The sequence below is a fragment of the Kineococcus esterisolvens genome (assembly GCF_050871405.1).
Lineage (GTDB): Bacteria > Actinomycetota > Actinomycetes > Actinomycetales > Kineococcaceae > Kineococcus.
The window spans coordinates 12,003-28,106 of record NZ_JBJLRI010000027.1; the positions used below are offsets into that span (position 1 = coordinate 12,003).

13 protein-coding genes and 1 pseudogene are annotated in these 16,104 nt (G+C 75.2%); 8 read left to right on the forward strand and 6 right to left on the reverse strand.

Going from position 1 to position 16,104, the window contains the following annotated elements; translation table 11 throughout:
* Together ACRYR8_RS10590 and ACRYR8_RS10595 are read left to right on the forward strand one after the other, a co-directional pair.
* Positions 1-1,401 (forward strand): cytochrome P450, encoded by a 1,401-nt coding sequence (locus tag ACRYR8_RS10590; RefSeq protein WP_432484433.1) that lies wholly within the window; start codon positions 1-3, stop codon positions 1,399-1,401.
* 2 nt (positions 1,402-1,403) lie between these two features.
* Positions 1,404-2,468 carry an NAD-dependent epimerase/dehydratase family protein gene (locus tag ACRYR8_RS10595; RefSeq protein ID WP_432484434.1) on the forward strand — a complete coding sequence of 355 codons (1,065 nt, stop codon included), beginning with the start codon at positions 1,404-1,406 and terminating at the stop codon, positions 2,466-2,468.
* Between the two features lie 71 nt (positions 2,469-2,539).
* Here the strand turns inward: ACRYR8_RS10595 and ACRYR8_RS10600 are convergent.
* Both ACRYR8_RS10600 and ACRYR8_RS10605 read right to left on the reverse strand, forming a co-directional pair.
* Positions 2,540-3,253 (reverse strand): annotated as a pseudogene (locus ACRYR8_RS10600) (sigma-70 family RNA polymerase sigma factor); the annotation flags it as partial.
* A 106-nt stretch (positions 3,254-3,359) separates the two neighbouring features.
* A complete protein-coding gene (locus ACRYR8_RS10605; protein ID WP_432484435.1) occupies positions 3,360-3,980 on the reverse strand; it encodes a nucleotidyltransferase in 621 nt (206 codons plus the stop codon).
* Positions 3,981-4,016: 36 nt separating this feature from the next.
* Here ACRYR8_RS10605 and ACRYR8_RS10610 point away from each other — a divergent pair, with 36 nt between their 5' ends.
* Positions 4,017-4,793: an endonuclease/exonuclease/phosphatase family protein gene (locus ACRYR8_RS10610; protein ID WP_432484436.1), complete on the forward strand. Its 777-nt coding sequence runs from the start codon at positions 4,017-4,019 to the stop codon at positions 4,791-4,793.
* 118 nt (positions 4,794-4,911) lie between these two features.
* On the forward strand, positions 4,912-6,675 hold the full coding sequence (locus ACRYR8_RS10615; RefSeq protein ID WP_432484437.1) for a diguanylate cyclase domain-containing protein: 1,764 nt from the start codon (positions 4,912-4,914) through the stop codon (positions 6,673-6,675).
* A gap of 39 nt (positions 6,676-6,714) precedes the next feature.
* On the opposite strand, the gene ACRYR8_RS10620 is transcribed toward ACRYR8_RS10615, so the two are convergent.
* The 3 genes from ACRYR8_RS10620 to ACRYR8_RS10630 are packed head-to-tail and all read right to left on the reverse strand — an operon-like array spanning position 6,715 to position 10,183.
* Positions 6,715-7,173 (reverse strand): ANTAR domain-containing protein, encoded by a 459-nt coding sequence (locus tag ACRYR8_RS10620; protein ID WP_432484438.1) that lies wholly within the window; start codon positions 7,171-7,173, stop codon positions 6,715-6,717.
* A gap of 51 nt (positions 7,174-7,224) precedes the next feature.
* Positions 7,225-8,277, reverse strand: coding sequence for an aldo/keto reductase (locus ACRYR8_RS10625; protein ID WP_432484440.1), 1,053 nt, complete (start codon positions 8,275-8,277; stop codon positions 7,225-7,227).
* Positions 8,278-8,287: 10 nt separating this feature from the next.
* Complete coding sequence (locus tag ACRYR8_RS10630) at positions 8,288-10,183, reverse strand: glycoside hydrolase family 2 protein (protein ID WP_432484441.1); 1,896 nt, start codon at positions 10,181-10,183, stop codon at positions 8,288-8,290.
* A 161-nt stretch (positions 10,184-10,344) separates the two neighbouring features.
* Here ACRYR8_RS10630 and ACRYR8_RS10635 point away from each other — a divergent pair, with 161 nt between their 5' ends.
* The 3 genes from ACRYR8_RS10635 to ACRYR8_RS10645 are packed head-to-tail and all read left to right on the forward strand — an operon-like array spanning position 10,345 to position 13,613.
* Entirely contained in the window at positions 10,345-11,712 is a 1,368-nt protein-coding gene (locus ACRYR8_RS10635) for an extracellular solute-binding protein (RefSeq protein ID WP_432484442.1), read from the forward strand.
* Between the two features lie 43 nt (positions 11,713-11,755).
* Positions 11,756-12,697 carry a carbohydrate ABC transporter permease gene (locus ACRYR8_RS10640; protein WP_432484443.1) on the forward strand — a complete coding sequence of 314 codons (942 nt, stop codon included), beginning with the start codon at positions 11,756-11,758 and terminating at the stop codon, positions 12,695-12,697.
* Position 12,698: 1 nt separating this feature from the next.
* On the forward strand, positions 12,699-13,613 hold the full coding sequence (locus ACRYR8_RS10645; RefSeq protein ID WP_432484444.1) for a carbohydrate ABC transporter permease: 915 nt from the start codon (positions 12,699-12,701) through the stop codon (positions 13,611-13,613).
* A gap of 80 nt (positions 13,614-13,693) precedes the next feature.
* Here the strand turns inward: ACRYR8_RS10645 and ACRYR8_RS10650 are convergent, their stop codons facing one another.
* A complete protein-coding gene (locus ACRYR8_RS10650) occupies positions 13,694-14,929 on the reverse strand; it encodes an MFS transporter (protein ID WP_432484445.1) in 1,236 nt (411 codons plus the stop codon).
* Positions 14,930-14,972: 43 nt separating this feature from the next.
* On the opposite strand from ACRYR8_RS10650, the gene ACRYR8_RS10655 reads away from it, so the two are divergent.
* The gene (locus ACRYR8_RS10655; protein ID WP_432484446.1) at positions 14,973-16,103 is read left to right on the forward strand and encodes an ROK family protein; all 1,131 of its coding nucleotides are present in this window, start codon (positions 14,973-14,975) and stop codon (positions 16,101-16,103) included.
* The last annotated feature ends 1 nt before the right edge of the window (position 16,104 follow it).

Sequence of the window (16,104 nt, forward strand, 5' to 3'; positions counted from 1 at the left end):
ATGGGCACCACCACGGCAACGGCCACCGCCGCACCCGCGGGCGCGCTGCGCGACGCCCCGGCGAGCGCTGCACCCGTGCCCGGGGCCGTGCCCGCCGCCGGCGGCCGGGTCCGCACCCGCACCCCCGACCTGCTGCTGACGCTCGTGGGCCGGGGTTTCGACGGCCTGCCGCGGCTGCGCCCGCGCCGCGGCTCCCCCACCGGTGAACCGTTCCGCTCGCGCCTGCTGGGCCGCCCGGCCCTGGTCGTGCGCGGCGCTGAAGGGGTGCGCGCCTTCTACGACAGCTCCCTGGTGGCGCGCCGCGGGGCGGTGCCGGCCCCGCTGAGCCACGTCCTGTTCGGCCGCGGCGCGGTGCACGGGCTCGACGACGCCGAGCACCGCGTGCGCAAGGACCTGTTCACGGCGGCTCTGGCGCCCGAGCACGTCGACGGCCTCGTGGCCGCCGCCGCCGCGGAGTGGGCGCGGGCGGTGCGGCGCTGGCCCGGGCGCGAGCGGGTCGTCGTCTTCGACGAGGCCGTCGGCGTGCTGGGACGTGCGGTGCTGAGCTGGGCCGGGGCGGGCGCCGGCGCGGAGACCGACTCCGCTCGCGCCGCCGAGCTGGCCGCGATCGTCGACGGCTTCGGCTCGGCCGGGCCGCGTTTCCTGCGGGCGCGGCGGGCGCGGCGCCGTTGCGAGCGCTGGGCGGCGCAGGCCGTGCGGGACGTGCGCTCGGGCCGCCGGCTCGCACCCGCGGGCAGCGCGCTGGCGCTCGTCGCCGCGCACCGGGAGCCGGGCGGTCGCCTCCTGGACGAGCGCACCGCGGCGGTGGAACTGCTGAACGTGCTGCGGCCCACGGTGGCGGTGGCGTGGCTGGTGGCTCAGGCGGCGGTGGCCCTGCACGAGTCGCCGCGCTGGCGGCACGCGGTGGCCGAGGCGCGCACGGGTGGACCCGACGCCTCGGGCACGGCCCTGGCCGTGGCCCACGAGGTGCGCCGGCGCTACCCGTTCGTCCCGGCCCTGGCCACCCGGCTGCGCCGCGACGGCGAGGTCGCCGGGCACCGGCTGCGCGCCGGGGACCGCCTCGTGCTGGACGTGGTGGGCACCCACCGCGACCCCGCCGCGTGGCCCGCCCCGGAGCAGTTCGACCCCGGCCGCTTCGACGGGGCCGGGGTGTGCCCGGTCTCGCAGGGCTTCGTCCCGCAGGGCGGCGGCGACGCGCGCACCGGCCACCGCTGCCCCGGCGAACCCGCCACGGTGCGCCTGCTCGCCCAGGCGGTGGAGGTTCTGTCGGGGCTGGAACTCGTCGTGCCGCCGCAGGACCTGCGGATGCCGGCCCGGCCGGTGCCGTCGCGCCCGGCCAGCGGTTTCACCGTCACCGAGGTGGCCCCGGGTTCCGTCCCGGCCACCGGTCAGGAGGACTGAACGTGCGGATCGTCATCACGGGCGCGGCCGGGAGCGTGGGGACCGCCCTGCTGCGACGCCTCGCGCAGCGCAACGCAGAGGGAGCCGGGCACGAGGTCGTCGGGATCGGCCGGCGGCTGCCGCCCGCCGACCGCCCCCCCTACGACACGGCCACCTGGACGTCCCTGGACATCGCCGCCCCCGCCCGGTACGAGGACCTGCGCCGGGTGGTGCGCGGCGCCGACGCCGTCGTGCACGCGGCCTGGCTGATCCAGCCGGCCCGGGACCCCGCGGAGCTGGCCCGCGTGAACCTGGGCGGCAGCCGTGCCCTCGTGCGGGCCGTGCGCGAGGAGGGTGTGGGCCACCTGGTGCACCTGTCCTCGATCGGCGCCTACGCCCCGCACCCCGCCGACGACCGGCGGGTCGACGAGCGCTGGCCCACCACGGGTGTCCAGAGCCACCAGTACTCCCGGGAGAAGGCCGCCCTGGAGGCGCACCTGGACGTCGTCGAACCCCAGGCGCCGCAGCTCACCGTGACCCGGGTGCGCCCGGCACTGGTGTTCCAGCACGACTCCGCCAGCGAGATCGCCCGGTACTTCGCCGGGGCGCTGGTACCGGCCCGCGCGCTGGGCCGGGTGCCGCTACCGGTGCTGCCGCTGCCGCGGGGGGTGCGGTTCCAGGTGATCCACGCCGACGACCTCGCCGACGGCCTCGTGCGGATCGTCGAGCAGCGCGCCGGTGGGGCGTTCAACCTCGCCGACGAACCCGTGCTCGGCGGTCGCGACCTGGGCCGGGCGCTGAACGCCCGGACGCTCGTCCCCATGCCGCGCGGACTGGCCCGCGCCGCCGTGGCCGGCACCTACCACGCACGCATCCACCCCGTGAAGCCCGGCTGGTTCGACCTCGGCATGTCGGTTCCCCTCATGGACACCAACCGTGCCCGCACGGAACTCGGCTGGCAGCCGCGTCACGCGGCGGCCGACGTGCTCGAGGAACTGCTCGCGGGGATGCGGGAGCACGCCGGCACGCCCTCGCCGACGCTGCGCAGCCGCTCGGCGGCGAAACCCGGTTCCCGGGTGGGGACGTGACTCACCGGCACGGCGGGCGCCGGCACGGCCCTCACCGGGGAACCCACCGGTTCCCCGGTGAGGGCCTCGCGGAGACGGCGCAGCACCGCGGACAGCAGACGCGAGACCTGCATCTGGCTGATGCCGAGTTCCGCCGCGATCTGCGACTGGGTGGCGTCGGCGAAGAACCTCAGCGCCAGGATCCGGCGGTCCCGGTCCGGCAGTTCCGCGAGGGCGGGGGCCAGGGAGGCCAGGTCGTCCACCACGGAGACGGGGTCCCCCGACGCCACGAGCGTGTCGCCGATCGTCGTGTCGTCGTCGGCACCCAGCCGGGCGTCCAGCGACACCGCCGAGTAGGCCGCCGCGGCGCACCGCGCCTCGCGGACCTCCCGGACGGAGGCTCCCAGCCGCTCGGCGAGCGCGTCCTCGTCCGGAACCTCGGCGTTCTCCTGCTCCATGTCCCGCTCGACCGAGCGCAGCCGGGACCGCAGTTCCTGCAGGCGGCGCGGGGGACGGACGTCCCAGCCGTGATCGCGGAAGTGCCGGCGGATCTCCCCGGTGATCGTCGGGGTGGCGTACGCGGCGAAGGAGGCACCCTCACCGGGGTGGTAACCCCGGGCGGCCTTGACCAGGCCGAGGAACGCGACCTGCACCAGGTCGTCCCAGGACTCGCCGCGGTTGCGGTAGCGCGAGGCCAGCCCCCGCGCCAGGTCCAAGTGCTCCACGACGAGATCCTCGACGGCCGGACCGGTGGTGTCGGCCGGCGCTGCGACGACAGCACCGACGTCGGGAACTAGAGCGGTCACGGAACCCCTCCGCGTCAGTTCGTGCTCGATGAACAGGCGATCTGCTGCACCCGCGGGGCACAGTCGAGCACCGACGCACCGGGTCGGCAACCGCAGCCGGCACGGGTCAGCCGCCGGCCGCGGGAACCACCTCCAGGAGCTCCAGCAGGTGCACGAACGCCTGTGCGAACGGCCGTCCCTCGACGCGCTGGCGCACGGCCCACCAGTCCACCGCCTCGCGGATGCTGCGCACCACCCGCAGCGCCGGCGCGAAGTCGCAGGTGTGCTCGTCGAACGCGCACAACTTGTGCACCACCACGTCGGTGGCGGAGAGGACCGGCATCTCCACCGACAGGACCTCCGTCCACCCGGCGCGCGCGAGCAGTTCGTCGTCGACCGGGACCCCGCCACCGCGGTGCAGCAGGTCGACCTCCACACCGTCGCTGAGGACCTTGAACAGCCAGTCCTCCGGCGGTGCCAGGACCTCGTACCCGGAACCGCGGAAGTGCTCGCGCACGCGTTCGGCGTCCTCCGCGCGCAGGTCGAAGTCGACGTCGTGGACGGGTTCGGGGGCACCGTGCACCCACGCCGCGTACCCGCCGGCCAGGGCGAACGGCACCTCGGCGCGCTTGAGCTCGGCGGCGACCCGCACCAGCGCCGTCCGGCGCTGCTCGATCGTCGTCGCGGTCGCGTTGACGCCCGCGTCCACCTCCCCGTCACCGACGCCGTGGCTGCCCGTGTTCTCCACCGTGCCCCTCCTGCCCTCGTGCCGCACCCTGGGGGGGTGCGACTGGCGACCTTCAACATCCTGCACGGCAGATCGCTCGAGGACGACCGGGTGGACGTCGACCGCTACGCCGCCGCGATCGCCTCGCTCGACGCGGACGTGGTGGCGCTGCAGGAGGTGGACCGCGCGCAGGAGCGGTCCGCGCGGGCGGACCTGACCGCGGTGGCCGCCGAGGCGCTGGGCGCCCGGGAGCACCGGTTCGTGGCCGCCCTGTCCGGCACGCCGGGTGCCACGTGGATGGCGGCGACGGGCCGCGAGCAGCCGGAGGAGGCCGCCTACGGCATCGCCCTGCTGTCGCGGCTGCCGGTGCGCTCGTGGGAGGTGGTGCGCCTTCCGTCGGTGCCCTGGACGGTGCCGGTGGTCTTCCCCGGCCGCCGCCGCCCGCAGCTGGTGAGCGACGAACCGCGCGTGGCCGTGGTGGCCGTCGTGGAGGAGCCGGCCACCGGCCGCTGCCTGACGGTGGCGAGCACGCACCTGTCGTTCGTCCCCGGCTGGAACTCCTGGCAACTGCGGCGCCTGGCGCGCACGCTGCACCGCTCCCCCGCACCGGTGGTCCTCATGGGCGACCTGAACCTGGAACCGGAGGCGGTGCGCCGCGGCAGCGGGATGCGCCCGCTCGTGCGGGCCGACACGTTCCCCGCGCACGCGCCCGAGCGCCAGCTCGACCACGTGCTGGTGGGCGGTGACGCCCCCACCCCGCTGCGGGTGGACGGGGCGGGGTCGCGCCGCCTGCCGCTGTCGGACCACCTGGCGCTCACGGTGGACCTGGCCTGAGCCCGGCCGGTGCACGGGCCGGGAAGGGCCCGGACGGGTGGCGCCGCTCAACCCCGCCCCCGCGGGCGCCGATGGAGCAGGGACGCAGGACCGGTGCGCGACGGGGACGGAGGGGCACGTGACGACCAGCACGGGCAGCGCCCCCGCGCGTGCGCACGACGCCGCGACCTCGGCCGCCCTGCGCCTGGCGGCGGCCGCCGCCGGCCTGACCCCGGGCGACGTGGAGCTGCTGACGGGCGACGAGCCGTGCACGCTGGAGCCGGGGGCCGCGTGCACGTGCGCCCGCGTGCCCGTGGTCACCGCGTGGGGCGTGCCGCTGGGCGCGCTGTGCCTGCACGTGCCGGACCCGGGCCCGCTGGCCCTCGCCCGGCTGGAGGACGTGGCGCAGCTGCTGGTGCCGCTGCTGGAGCAGCGGGCCGGCGAGGACCACCGCGATGTCCTGGACCCCGAGGAGCAGCGCACCCTGGCCGAGCTGGTGATGGCCGAGGTGGAGCACCGCCGGGAGCTGACCGAGGCGGTGCTGGCCACCGTGGACGTGGGCATCCTCGTCGCCGACCCCGAGGGCCGGTTGCAGATGGGCAACGACACCGCGATCCGCTGGCTGGGGCAGCCGGTCCGCGACGACCTCGACGCGGAGGACCAGCCCGCCCACTACGGCCTGTACCGGCCCGACGGGCGCACGCTGCTCACGGCGCAGGACTCCCCGTTGCAGCGCGCGCTGCGCGGGGAGGAGGTCGTGGACGCCGAGGTGGTCGTGGTCCCGTTCGGGGGCCCGAAGCGCACCGTGCTGTGCACGGCCCGCACGATGTCCACGGCCACGGGGAACCTGCTGGGCGCGGTCGTGGCGATGCACGACGTGACCGCCGCCCGCGGGCGCGAGGCGGCGCTGGCCGAGGCGCACGCGCAGCTCGCCGAGCACGCCGAGCAGGTGGAGGCGCTGGCGCGCGCCTCGCGGGCGGTGGCCACGGCCGAGGACCCCCGCCGGGCGGTGTGCGAGGCGGTGCGCGAGCTCACCGGCGCGGACGCGGTGCACCTGCTGGAGCCGGAGGCGGCGCACACCCTCGTCTCCACCGCGTCGACCGGCGCGGACGAGCACCTGCGCCTGCGGGTGGACGTCTCCTCCCGCTCCAGCCCGACGGCGACGGCGTTCCTGGACGGGGAGCAGCTGTTCGCCGCCGACCTGGCCACCCACCCCGGTACCGCCCCGGGGCTCGCGCGGTCGGTGCGCGCGGCCTCCGCGGTCTGGCAGCCGGTGCTGCTGCGCGGCGACGAGCCCCTCGGGGTGCTCGGCGTGGTGTGGCACCGGGCCCTGCCGGCCCTGCCGCCCGCGGTGGCCTCGCTGCTGCGCACCTTCGCCGGCGAGGCCGCGCACGCCGTGGAGCGCGCCGACCTGCTGGCACGCCTGGCGCGGGCGGCCGAGCGCGACGCCCTGACGGGCCTGGCCAACCGCCGGTGCTGGGACGAGGTGGCGCCCCGGGAGATCGCGTGGGCCGAGCGCACCGGCGCCGCGCTGACGTTCGCCCTGATCGACCTGGACCACTTCAAGCGCTACAACGACACCTTCGGCCACCTGGAGGGCGACGTGCTGCTGCGCGAGTTCGCCGCGGCGGCCGGCGCGTGCCTGCGGGAGGTGGACACCCTGGCCCGCTGGGGCGGTGAGGAGTTCGTGCTGGCGCTGCCGGGGTGCGGCTCCGCGGAGGCGGTGCGGGTGGCCGACCGGATCCGCGCGGTCGTGCCGCACGGCCAGAGCGCGACGATCGGGATCGCGCAGTGGGCGCCGGGGGCGTCGGCGGCCGAGGTGCTCGCGCGCGCCGACGGAGCCCTGTACCGCGGCAAGCGCGCGGGCCGGGACACCACCGTCGTGGCCGGGCCGGGCACCTGACGCGACGGGGTCCCCGGTGGAGCCGGGGACCCCGTCCGCTCAGGCGCGCGTCCAGTGCCGCGCGGCGAGCTCGCGGGCGTCGCGCACGGTGGCGGGCACGGGCAGCTGCTCGCGGGGCGGGACGTCGGCGGCCGGCAGGTCCTGCAGCAGGGCGCTGGCGAGGTCGAACAGCTTGACGTTGTGCCGCTGCGAGACCCGCGACAGCTGCTCGAAGGCGGTCCCCTCGTCGCACCGGGCGACCGCCATCACGGCCCCCTTGGCCATGTCGATGACCGGGCGGCGCTCCAGGGCCGCGCGCAGCTGCGCGACCTCGGTGCGCAGCCGCTCCAGCTCCCGCTCCTGCTCGGCCGCCGGTTCCTGCCGCTGCTCGCGCGCCAGGGCGCTGTCCTGCATGGGGGTGGGACCTCCGTACGACGCCTCCCGGGCGCACGGCCGCGCCGGGTGCACGCCCGGCGAGGTCTGGGCCGGGTGCTCCTGCGCATAGTAGTCGTCGCTCACAGTGACGACCGGACCGGGCCGGGGCCGGTCGGGCCCCGGCCCGGGTTCAGCTCAGCTCAGGTGCGGCCCCAGCAGCGACAGGTCGGCGGCGGACAGCCGGTCCTTCGCGGTGGCGGCCTGGTGCCAGTGCGGGTAGCGCAGCGGCACGGCGCTCACCTCGTCCAGGCGGCGGCGCTCCTCGCCGGTGAGCTCCAGGTCGGCGGCGGCGAGGTTGTCGCGCAACTGCTCCTCGGTGCGCGCGCCGATCACCAGGGACGTCACGCCGGGGCGGCCGAGCAGCCAGGCCAGCGCCACCTGCGCGGCCGAGACGCCGTGCGCCTCGCCGACCTCGACCAGCACGTCGACGACGTCGAACAGCTTGCCCTCGTCGTGCACGGGGGGCTCGCTCCACTCGCTCAGGTGCCGCGAGCCCTCCGGTGCGCTGCGGTCGCGGCGGTACTTGCCCGACAGGAGCCCGCCGGCGAGCGGGCTCCACACCAGGATGCCGAGGTCCTGGTCGAGCGTCAGCGGCACCAGCTCGTCCTCGGCGTCGCGCGCCTGCAGCGTGTAGTGGATCTGCTGGGACACGTAGCGCTGGTAGCCGCGGGCGTCGGCCACCGCCAGCGCCTTCATCAGCTGCCAGCCGGCGTAGTTGGAGGCACCGACGTAGCGGACCTTGCCGGAGCGCACGAGCGTGTCCAGCGCCTCCAGCGTCTCCTCCAGCGGGGTCTGCCCGTCCCACTCGTGGATCTGGTACAGGTCCAGGTGGTCGGTGCGCAGGCGGCGCAGGCTGCGCTCCACCGAGCGCACGAGGTGGTAGCGCGAGGCGCCGCCGTCGTTGGGGCCCGGTCCGGTGACCATGCGCGCCTTGGTGGCGATGAGGACGTCGTCGCGGCGGCCCTGCAGCACCTCCCCGGTGATCTCCTCGCTGACGCCGTCGGAGTAGATGTCCGCGGTGTCGAAGAGGTTCACCCCCGCCTCCAGCGCCAGGTCCACCTGGCGGCGGGCCTGCGCCACGTCGGTGTTCCCCACGTTCGCGAAGGCGCCCCTGCCGCCGAACGTCATCGTGCCCATGGTGATCGTCGAGACGCGCAGCCCCGACCGTCCGAGTCGTCGGTACTCCATGGCCCGGACCCTACGCGCGCCCCGGCCCGTCCGCCCGGGAGCGCCACGCCTGCTCGATCGCCGCGGGGCGCTGCTGGGCGGCGCGCACCCGCTCCACGTCCAGCTTGGTGGAGCGGTCGAAGGAGTAGATCCCGTTCTGCTCCTGGAAGACGTCGGTGAGCTGGGTGTAGCAGTAGCCGAACACCAGCGGGTCGTCGAGCAGGGCTGCGGTCAGGCCGGCGAAGCGCTCGTGGAACTCCTCCTCGCTGCGCGGCGCCCGCCCGTACCCCCAGGAGGACTCCCCGCCGCGGTCCACGGAGGAGTCGCTCGCCTCGGTGTCCGGGCGCCACCAGATGCCACCGAACTCGCTGCAGAACCAGGGCTGACCGCCGTGGGGCACCGACCACTCCTGCCCCTCCTCGCCCCGGTTGGTGTGCGCCGCGCCCCGCGCCAGCCCACCGACCTCCTGCGCGAACTCGACGGGGTCCTGCGTGTAGTTGTGCGAGTCCCACACGTCGGACTCGGCGACGCGGTGCGAGTACCCGGAGGCGTCCAGGACGGGACGGGAGGTGTCCATCGCCTTGGCCGCCAGGAACATCCCGCGGGTGACGTCGTCCAGCACGGTGATCCGGTCGGTGATGCGCTGGTAGGTCTCGTTCAGGCCGCACCAGCCGATCAGCGCGGGGTGCGAGTGGTCGCGCTCGAGGGCCTCCAGCCACTGCGTGACGAAGGACGCGGTGGGGCGCTGGAACTCCCGGTCCAGCTCGGTGCCGCGCTCGGCGGCGCCCCAGTCGCCGAACTCCCCCCAGCACAGGTACCCCATGCGGTCGGCGTGGAAGAGGAAGCGCTCCTCGAAGACCTTCTGGTGCAGCCGGGCGCCGTTGAACCCCGCCGCCAGCGACAGCTCGATGTCGCGCACCAGCGCCGCGTCGCTGGGGGCGGTCATCAGCCCGTCGGGCCAGTAGCCCTGGTCGAGCACGAGGCGCTGGAACACCGGCTCGCCGTTGAGCAGCACGGCCTCGCCGTCGATCGAGACCGAGCGCAGGCCCGCGTACGTGTCCACCGCGTCCACCTCGGCGCCTCCCGCGTCCAGCAGGGCGATCCGCACGTCGTACAGGTGCGGGTCCTGCGGCGACCACAGCCGCACCCGCCCCTGCGGCAGCGCCAGCGCGAGCCGCGGCGACAGGTCCAGGTCGGCGCGCACGGAGGCGGTCAGCACCTCGCCGTCCGCGTCGGACACCGTGACCCGGAGGCTCCAGCCGGCGCGCTCCCCCGCCCGTCCGGTTCCCGAGCGGCGCAGCGGCTGCTCCAGGTGGAACGCCGCGCCGGCGACGTCCGGGGTGATCCTGGGCCGCGCCAGGGAGACGTCGGGCACCGGCTCCAGCCACACCGTCTGCCAGATGCCGGTGGTGCGGGTGTAGAAGCACTCGTAGTTGGCGTAGCGGGTGGACTGCTTGCCGCGCGCCTGAGGACCCCACCTGCTGTCGCGGGCGCGGACCACGACCGTCACCGTGCCGCGGCGGTGGCCCAGGTCGACCGTGAACGGGGTGAAGCCGCCGCGGTGGCGGGCCAGTTCCTCGCCGTCCACCCACACGGTGGCGTCGTGGTCGACGGCCCCGAAGTGCAGCAACGTGCGCCGGCCGGCCCACTCCCCGGGCAGTTCCACCTCGCGGCGGTACCAGACCGCGGGCAGGAAGTCCGTGGTCCCCACCCCCGACAGCTCCGACTCCGGCGCGAACGGCACGGTGATCGCCCCGGCCAGGGGGCGATCCAGCAGACCGCGCTCCAGGCCGGAGTCACCGGCGTCGACCTCGAACCCCCAGCGGCCGTTCAGGCACAGCCAGTCCGGGCGGCGCACCGAGGGGCGCGGGTGCTCCGGCCGGGGGACGTCGCGGGGGTGGTCGGAGCGGCCGGTGGCCTCGGGCACGGGTGCCTCCTCGTCGAGGGGTGGATCACCGGCAGCATGGCGCCGCCGTCACGGTTCGGGCAACACCTCCCCGGAGCCCTGACAACGTTGCAGGCAGGTGCTAGCGTCCGAGAGCACCAGCGGGGACATCGGAGTCCCCGCCCGGTCGAGGGACGGACGGCGTGACCAGTTCTCCACCTGCACCAGGACGCCGGGCACTCACCCGGCGCTCCCTCCTCCACGGCGGCCTCGCCGCCGGCGGCCTCGGGCTGGCCGCGACGACCTCCGGGTGCGGCACGCCCTTCGCGGCCGGTGTCGCGGGCACCCAACTCGCGCCCGGGACCGTGACCTTCTGGAACCTCTTCGGCGGCGGTGACGGCGCGCGCCTGCAGCTCATGCTCGAGGAGTACGAGAGGCAGCACGGCGGCCCGTCCTCGCTGCAGTCCGCGACGTTCGCCTGGGGCAACCCCTACTACACGAAGGTCTCGCTGGCGACCCTGGGCGACAAGCCCCCGGACGTGGCCGTCGCCCACGCGACGCGGGCGACGAACCTCGCCCGCGCCGGCCTGCTGAGCGAGATCACCGACGAGGTGCTCGCCCTGGTGGACCTGTCGCCGGACGACTTCACCCCGAAGGTGTGGGAGGCGGTGCAGGTCGAGGGCCGGGCCTACGCCATCCCGCTGGACACCCACCCGTTCGTGCTCTTCTACAACAAGGGCGTGTGCCGGGAGGCCGGGCTCCTCGACGCCGACGACCAGCTCGTGACCATCGAGGGCACCGAGCAGTGGGAGGCGGCGCTGACGGCGGCGAAGGAGGTCACCGGGGCCTACGGCGCCAGCGTGGCGACGGTCAGCGAGACCGCGACGCCCTGGCGCTTCTTCCAGACGCTGTACTCCCAGCGCACCGGCAGCACCCCGTTCCTGGCCGAGGGCGGTACCGAGTTGACGTTCAACGAGGAACTGGTGGCGGACACGCTGGCGTACCTGCGCAGCCTCACCGAGAGCGGGCTGATGCCGGAGACGACCGACTACGCCGGGTCGCAGACGCTGATGTTCACCGGGCAGTCGGCCTTCTACCTGCAGGGCGAGTGGGAGATCACCACGGCCCAGAGCGTCGACGGGCTGGAGTTCGGGATGGTGCCCGTCCCCCAGCTGTTCGACCAGCCGGCCTGCCAGGCCGACTCCCACGCCTTCGTCCTGCCGACGATGGAGCGCAGCCCGGACCAGTTGCAGCGGGCGATGGGCTTCGTCAAGTCGATGCTCGACCAGAGCCTGGCGTGGGCGAAGGGCGGCCACGTCCCGGCGTACCTGCCCGCGCTGCGCAGCTCGGAGTACCAGGAGCTGGTCCCGCAGTCCGGCTACGTGCAGGCCGCCGACTACGCCGTGTACGACTCCCCCGCCTGGTACTCCGGCTCGGGGTCGAACTTCGAGACCATCGTCGGCGCGCAGATCGGCCTGGTGATGCAGGGCATCGCCACCCCGCAGGAGGCCATCGCCAGCATGCGCTCGCAACTGCAGACCTACGCCGACACGGCGGACCCGCTGTCATGACCGCCGCGCCGCAGACCCGCTCGCGCCGACAGGAGAGCCGCTCGTGAGTGCATCGACCATCACGCAACCCGGCGTGGCCGCCTCCCAGCCGCTGAAGAAGGACAGGATGCGCGCGGGCGACACCAGGCCCGCCTGGCTGTTCATCGCACCCTTCGCCTTGTTCTACGTGCTGTTCCTCATCTGGCCGACGATCTACATGGTCATCGCCAGTTTCTTCAACACCTCGATCGTCCAGGAGGGCTTCGGCTCCTTCGCGGGGTTCGGCAACTACCAGGAGATGCTCACCCGGCCGGAGTTCTGGTCGGCGATGTGGCACACCCTTCAGTTCACGCTCTACACGACGCCGCCCCTGGTGATCCTCTCCTTCGTGTTCGCCGTGCTCGCCAACCGCGTCCGGCGGGGCCAGGCGCTCTTCCGGCTGGCGTTCTTCGTGCCGTTCATCCTGCCGTCCGCCGCCATCGCGCTCATCTGGAACTTCATCTACACCCCGGCCAGCGGCCTGCTCGCGGTGGTCCAGGGCTGGTTCGGCGTGGGTGACCCGGCGCCCGTGCTCGGCACCCCGAGCATCGCCATGGTCGGCATCGCCGTCACCACGGTCTGGTGGACGATCGGGTTCAACTTCATCCTCTACCTCGCGGGGCTGCAGGACATCCCGCGCGAGCTCTACGAGGCGGCCGCCCTGGACGGCGCCTCACCGTGGCAGCAGATCAAGTGGATCACCATCCCGATGCTCAGCCGCACGACGACGCTCGTCGTGCTCCTCCAGATCATCGCCAGCCTGAAGATCTTCGACCAGGTCTACCTCATGACCGGCGGTGGCCCGGGAATCTCGACGGAGGTGGCGCTCGGGCTCATCACCACGTCGGCCTTCACGGACTTCCGCGTGGGTGCCGCCTCGGCCGCGTCGGTGCTGCTGTTCATCGTCATCGTGATCATCGCAGTGCTGCGGCATCTCATCGACCGCGCGCAGGAGAGGAGGGCCTGACATGGCGACCGGAACGAGCAGCGCGTCGCGCCGCACCCCCGGGATCTCGGCCGCGGCTCCGCCGCCGCGCCGGGTGACGGACTCGTCGAAGAACAGCACCCGCGCCTTCAACGTGGTGTGCGGCGTCGTCCTGGGCGTCTTCGCGGTCCTGTGGCTGATCCCCAGCCTGTGGGCAATCAAGACGTCGCTGACGCCGAACAGCGTGTCCGCGGTCGGCGCCGAGGAGATCCTCGCCCACGGCGGCGTGACGTTCGAGCCCTACGCCAACATCCTGCGCGACGGCGCCATCTGGGACTGGTACCTGGCGAGCTTCTTCACCGCCGCGGTCACCACCGCGCTGACCGTCGTGTTCGCGTCGATGAGCGGATACGCCCTCTCCAGGTTGCAGTTCCGCGGGCGCGGCCTGGTCTTCATCCTCATGCTCGCCGGCATCATGATCCCCAACCAGGTGCTGGTGGTGCCGATCTTCCAGATGCTCGACGCGGTCTCGTTGCTCAACACCTACTGGGCGGTGATCCTCCCGCAGGTCCCGTACGTCATCGCGGTGTTCGTCTTCAAGCAGTTCTTCGACGGCCTGCCCAAGGAGCTGGAGGAGTCCGCCCGCATCGACGGCGCGGGCTTCTGGCGCATCTACCGCTCCATCATCATGCCGCTGTCCAAGCCGGTCGTCTCCGCGATGGCGATCCTGGCGTTCGTCAACGTCTGGAACAACCTGCTGCTGCCGCTGTTCGTGGTCTCCAACCCGGAGCTGATGACCATCCCGGTCGGCCTGGCGACGGTGCAGGGCTCGTTCGGCCAGCGCTACTCCGACATCCAGGCGTCGTCCATCCTCGGCGCCCTGCCGCTGGTGATCCTGTTCCTGCTCTTCCAGCGCCGCATCGTCGAGGGTGTCGCCGGCACCGGCCTGAAGGGCTGACCCGGCCACCTCGTACGCCTCTGCGGGAGGCCCCCGGCCCACCCGGCCGGGGGCCTCCTGCCGTCCCCGGCCCGCTCCGGTCAGCGGGCCAGCGCGGGGCCGAGGCGCGACGCGACGGCGAGGGCGGTGACGGCCAGCGCCGCCCCCGTCAGGGCGAGCGGGACGGGGCCGGCGCCGAGCAGGACGCGCCCGCCCACCCAGGCGCCGGCGGCGATGCCGACGTTGAACATCGAGTTCACGACGGCCGGCGCCGCCCCGGGCACGTCGGTGGCGCGCAGCGCGGCGGTCTGCAGCAGGGAGGGCAGCGCCCCGAACGCGGCGCCCCAGACCACCACGGCCGCGACGGTCGCGGCGGCGTGGCCGGATCCGAGCGCGAGCGCGAGCAGGCACGCGGCGACCACGGCGACCACGGCGCGCAGGGCGGCCAGCGGGTGGCGGTCGGCGGTGGCACCGGCCAGGAGCAGACCGGCGAAGCTGGCCAGCCCGTAGCCGAGCAGCGCCAGGCTCACCGCCCCCTCGCCGACGCCGGCGCGCAGCAGCAGCGGCGTGACGTAGGTGTAGGCGCTGTAGTGCCCCAGGGTCAGCACCGCCGTGGTGAGGGCGACGAGGAGCAGGCGGCGCCCGCGCAACGCCGCCAGCACGCCGCCCCCGCCGCGTCGCGGGTGCTCGCCGGTGCGCGGACCGGGCAGGCCGGTCCCGGGCGCGCGGGCGGGCACCAGGACGGCGGCGGCCGCGGCGAGCAGCAGGAGCGCACCCGTGGTCGCGGCGAAGGCCCAGCGCCAGCCCCAGGCCGTCCCGGCGGCGCTGCCCAGGGGCACGCCGAGGGCCAGGGCCAGGGTGATGCCGGTGTTGACGAGGGCGACGGCGCGCCCGGAGCGCCCGGGCGGGGAGACGGCGACCGCGGTGGCGACCGCGACGGAGAACAGCCCGGCGTGGGCGAGCCCGCCGAGCAGGCGCGCGGTGAGCGCGAGCGGGTAGCCGCCGGTGGTGCCGGCGACGACGACGAGGCCGTTGGCCGCGGCGTACACCAGCAGCAGCGCGACGAGGACCCCGCGCGGTGAGCGGTGCGCGACCAGGGCGGTCACGGGGACGGCGCCGAGCGCGACGACGAGGGCGTACGCGGACATCCACCACCCGATGCGGTCCTCGGGCACGGCGAACGCGTCGGCGAGCTGGGGCAGGAGCCCGACGGGCATCACCTCGGTGCTGACGGCGGCGGCGACCGCCGCGGACAGCAGGGCCAGCGTGCCCACGGGGAGCCGGCGGGGCGCGCCGGCGCCGGTGGTGGTCGTGGAAGCCTGGTCGCCGGTGCGCACCGCACCAAAATACTCTGAGAGCGAGCAAAAGGGGGCGGTACCCGTGGGCACGCTGACGGCCCGGGGCGAGGAGCTGCTGCGCCTGGCCCACGAGCGACCGGACCTCACCCGGGCCGAAGCCGCCCGGACCCTGGGCACGGGCACAGGGACGACCGCGGACCTCGTGGCCCGCCTGACGTCCGCTCACCTGATCGACGAGCGCCCCGCCGCCCCCGGCGGTGGTCGCGGGCGCCCCACCCGCCACCTCGTCCCCCACCGGGCGGGACCGCTCGTCCTCGGTGCCGTCGTCAGCCACGAGGGCTGGGCCGTGGGCGCCGTCGCGCTCGGCGGCGCACCGGTCGCCACCGAGCGCGGCACCCACGACGGCGGCGACGGCACCGCCGTGCTGCGTGCCGTGCGCGCCGCCGCGGGCCGGCTGCGGCGCAGGGCGCCGGGGCGGGTGCGGGGGCTGGGCGTGGCCGTGCCCGGCCTCGTGCACGACGGGCACCTCCTCGACGCGCCGATCCTCGGCTGGCGCGGCCTGGACCTGCGCGCCGCCCTGGCCGCCGAGGGGGAGGTCTTCCTGGCCGGCAACGACGCCACCCTCGCCGCCGTCGGGGAGGCGCGCCGCGGGGCCGCCACCGGCGCGGCGGTGCACCTGCACCTGCACGTGGACGCCGGTCTGGGGGGTGCCGTCACCACCGGCGGCCACCCGCTGGAGGGCGCCCACGGCCTGGCCGGGGAGTTCGGCCACGTGCCCTTCGGCGACCCCGCCGTGCGCTGCCCGTGCGGCGCCCACGGCTGCTGGGGCACCACCCTGGACGGCACCGCGTTCGCCCGCGCCCTCGGCGAGGCCCCGCCCGGGGACCCCGTGTCCTACGCGCGGCGGGCGCTGGAGCGCGCCGCCGCGGGCGACGAGGACGCCCTGCACGCCGCCCGCGCGGTCGGCACCTCGCTCGGGCGCGGCGCCGGCGGCCTCGTCAACGCGCTGGACGCCGACCTCGTCACCCTCGGCGGCCTGGCCGCCCGGCTCCTGGCGGTCGTGCCCGACGAGGTGCGCGGCGCCTGCGAGGACGGCCTGATGCGCTCGCGCCGCAGCGCCCCGCCCGCCCTGGTGCCGGCGGCCCTCGGCGACGACGGCCCGCTGACCGGCGCCGCCGAACTGGTCTGGTCGCAGCTGTGGGAGCGGCTGTGAC

Bases quoted from the DNA above. Each gene is read 5' to 3' on its own strand.
- ACRYR8_RS10590 (WP_432484433.1), top strand. From the start codon at position 1: ATGGGCACCACCACGGCAACGGCCACCGCCGCACCCGCGGGCGCGCTG.
- ACRYR8_RS10625 (WP_432484440.1), bottom strand. From the start codon at position 8,277: ATGGAGTACCGACGACTCGGACGGTCGGGGCTGCGCGTCTCGACGATC.
- ACRYR8_RS10645 (WP_432484444.1), top strand. From the start codon at position 12,699: ATGGCGACCGGAACGAGCAGCGCGTCGCGCCGCACCCCCGGGATCTCG.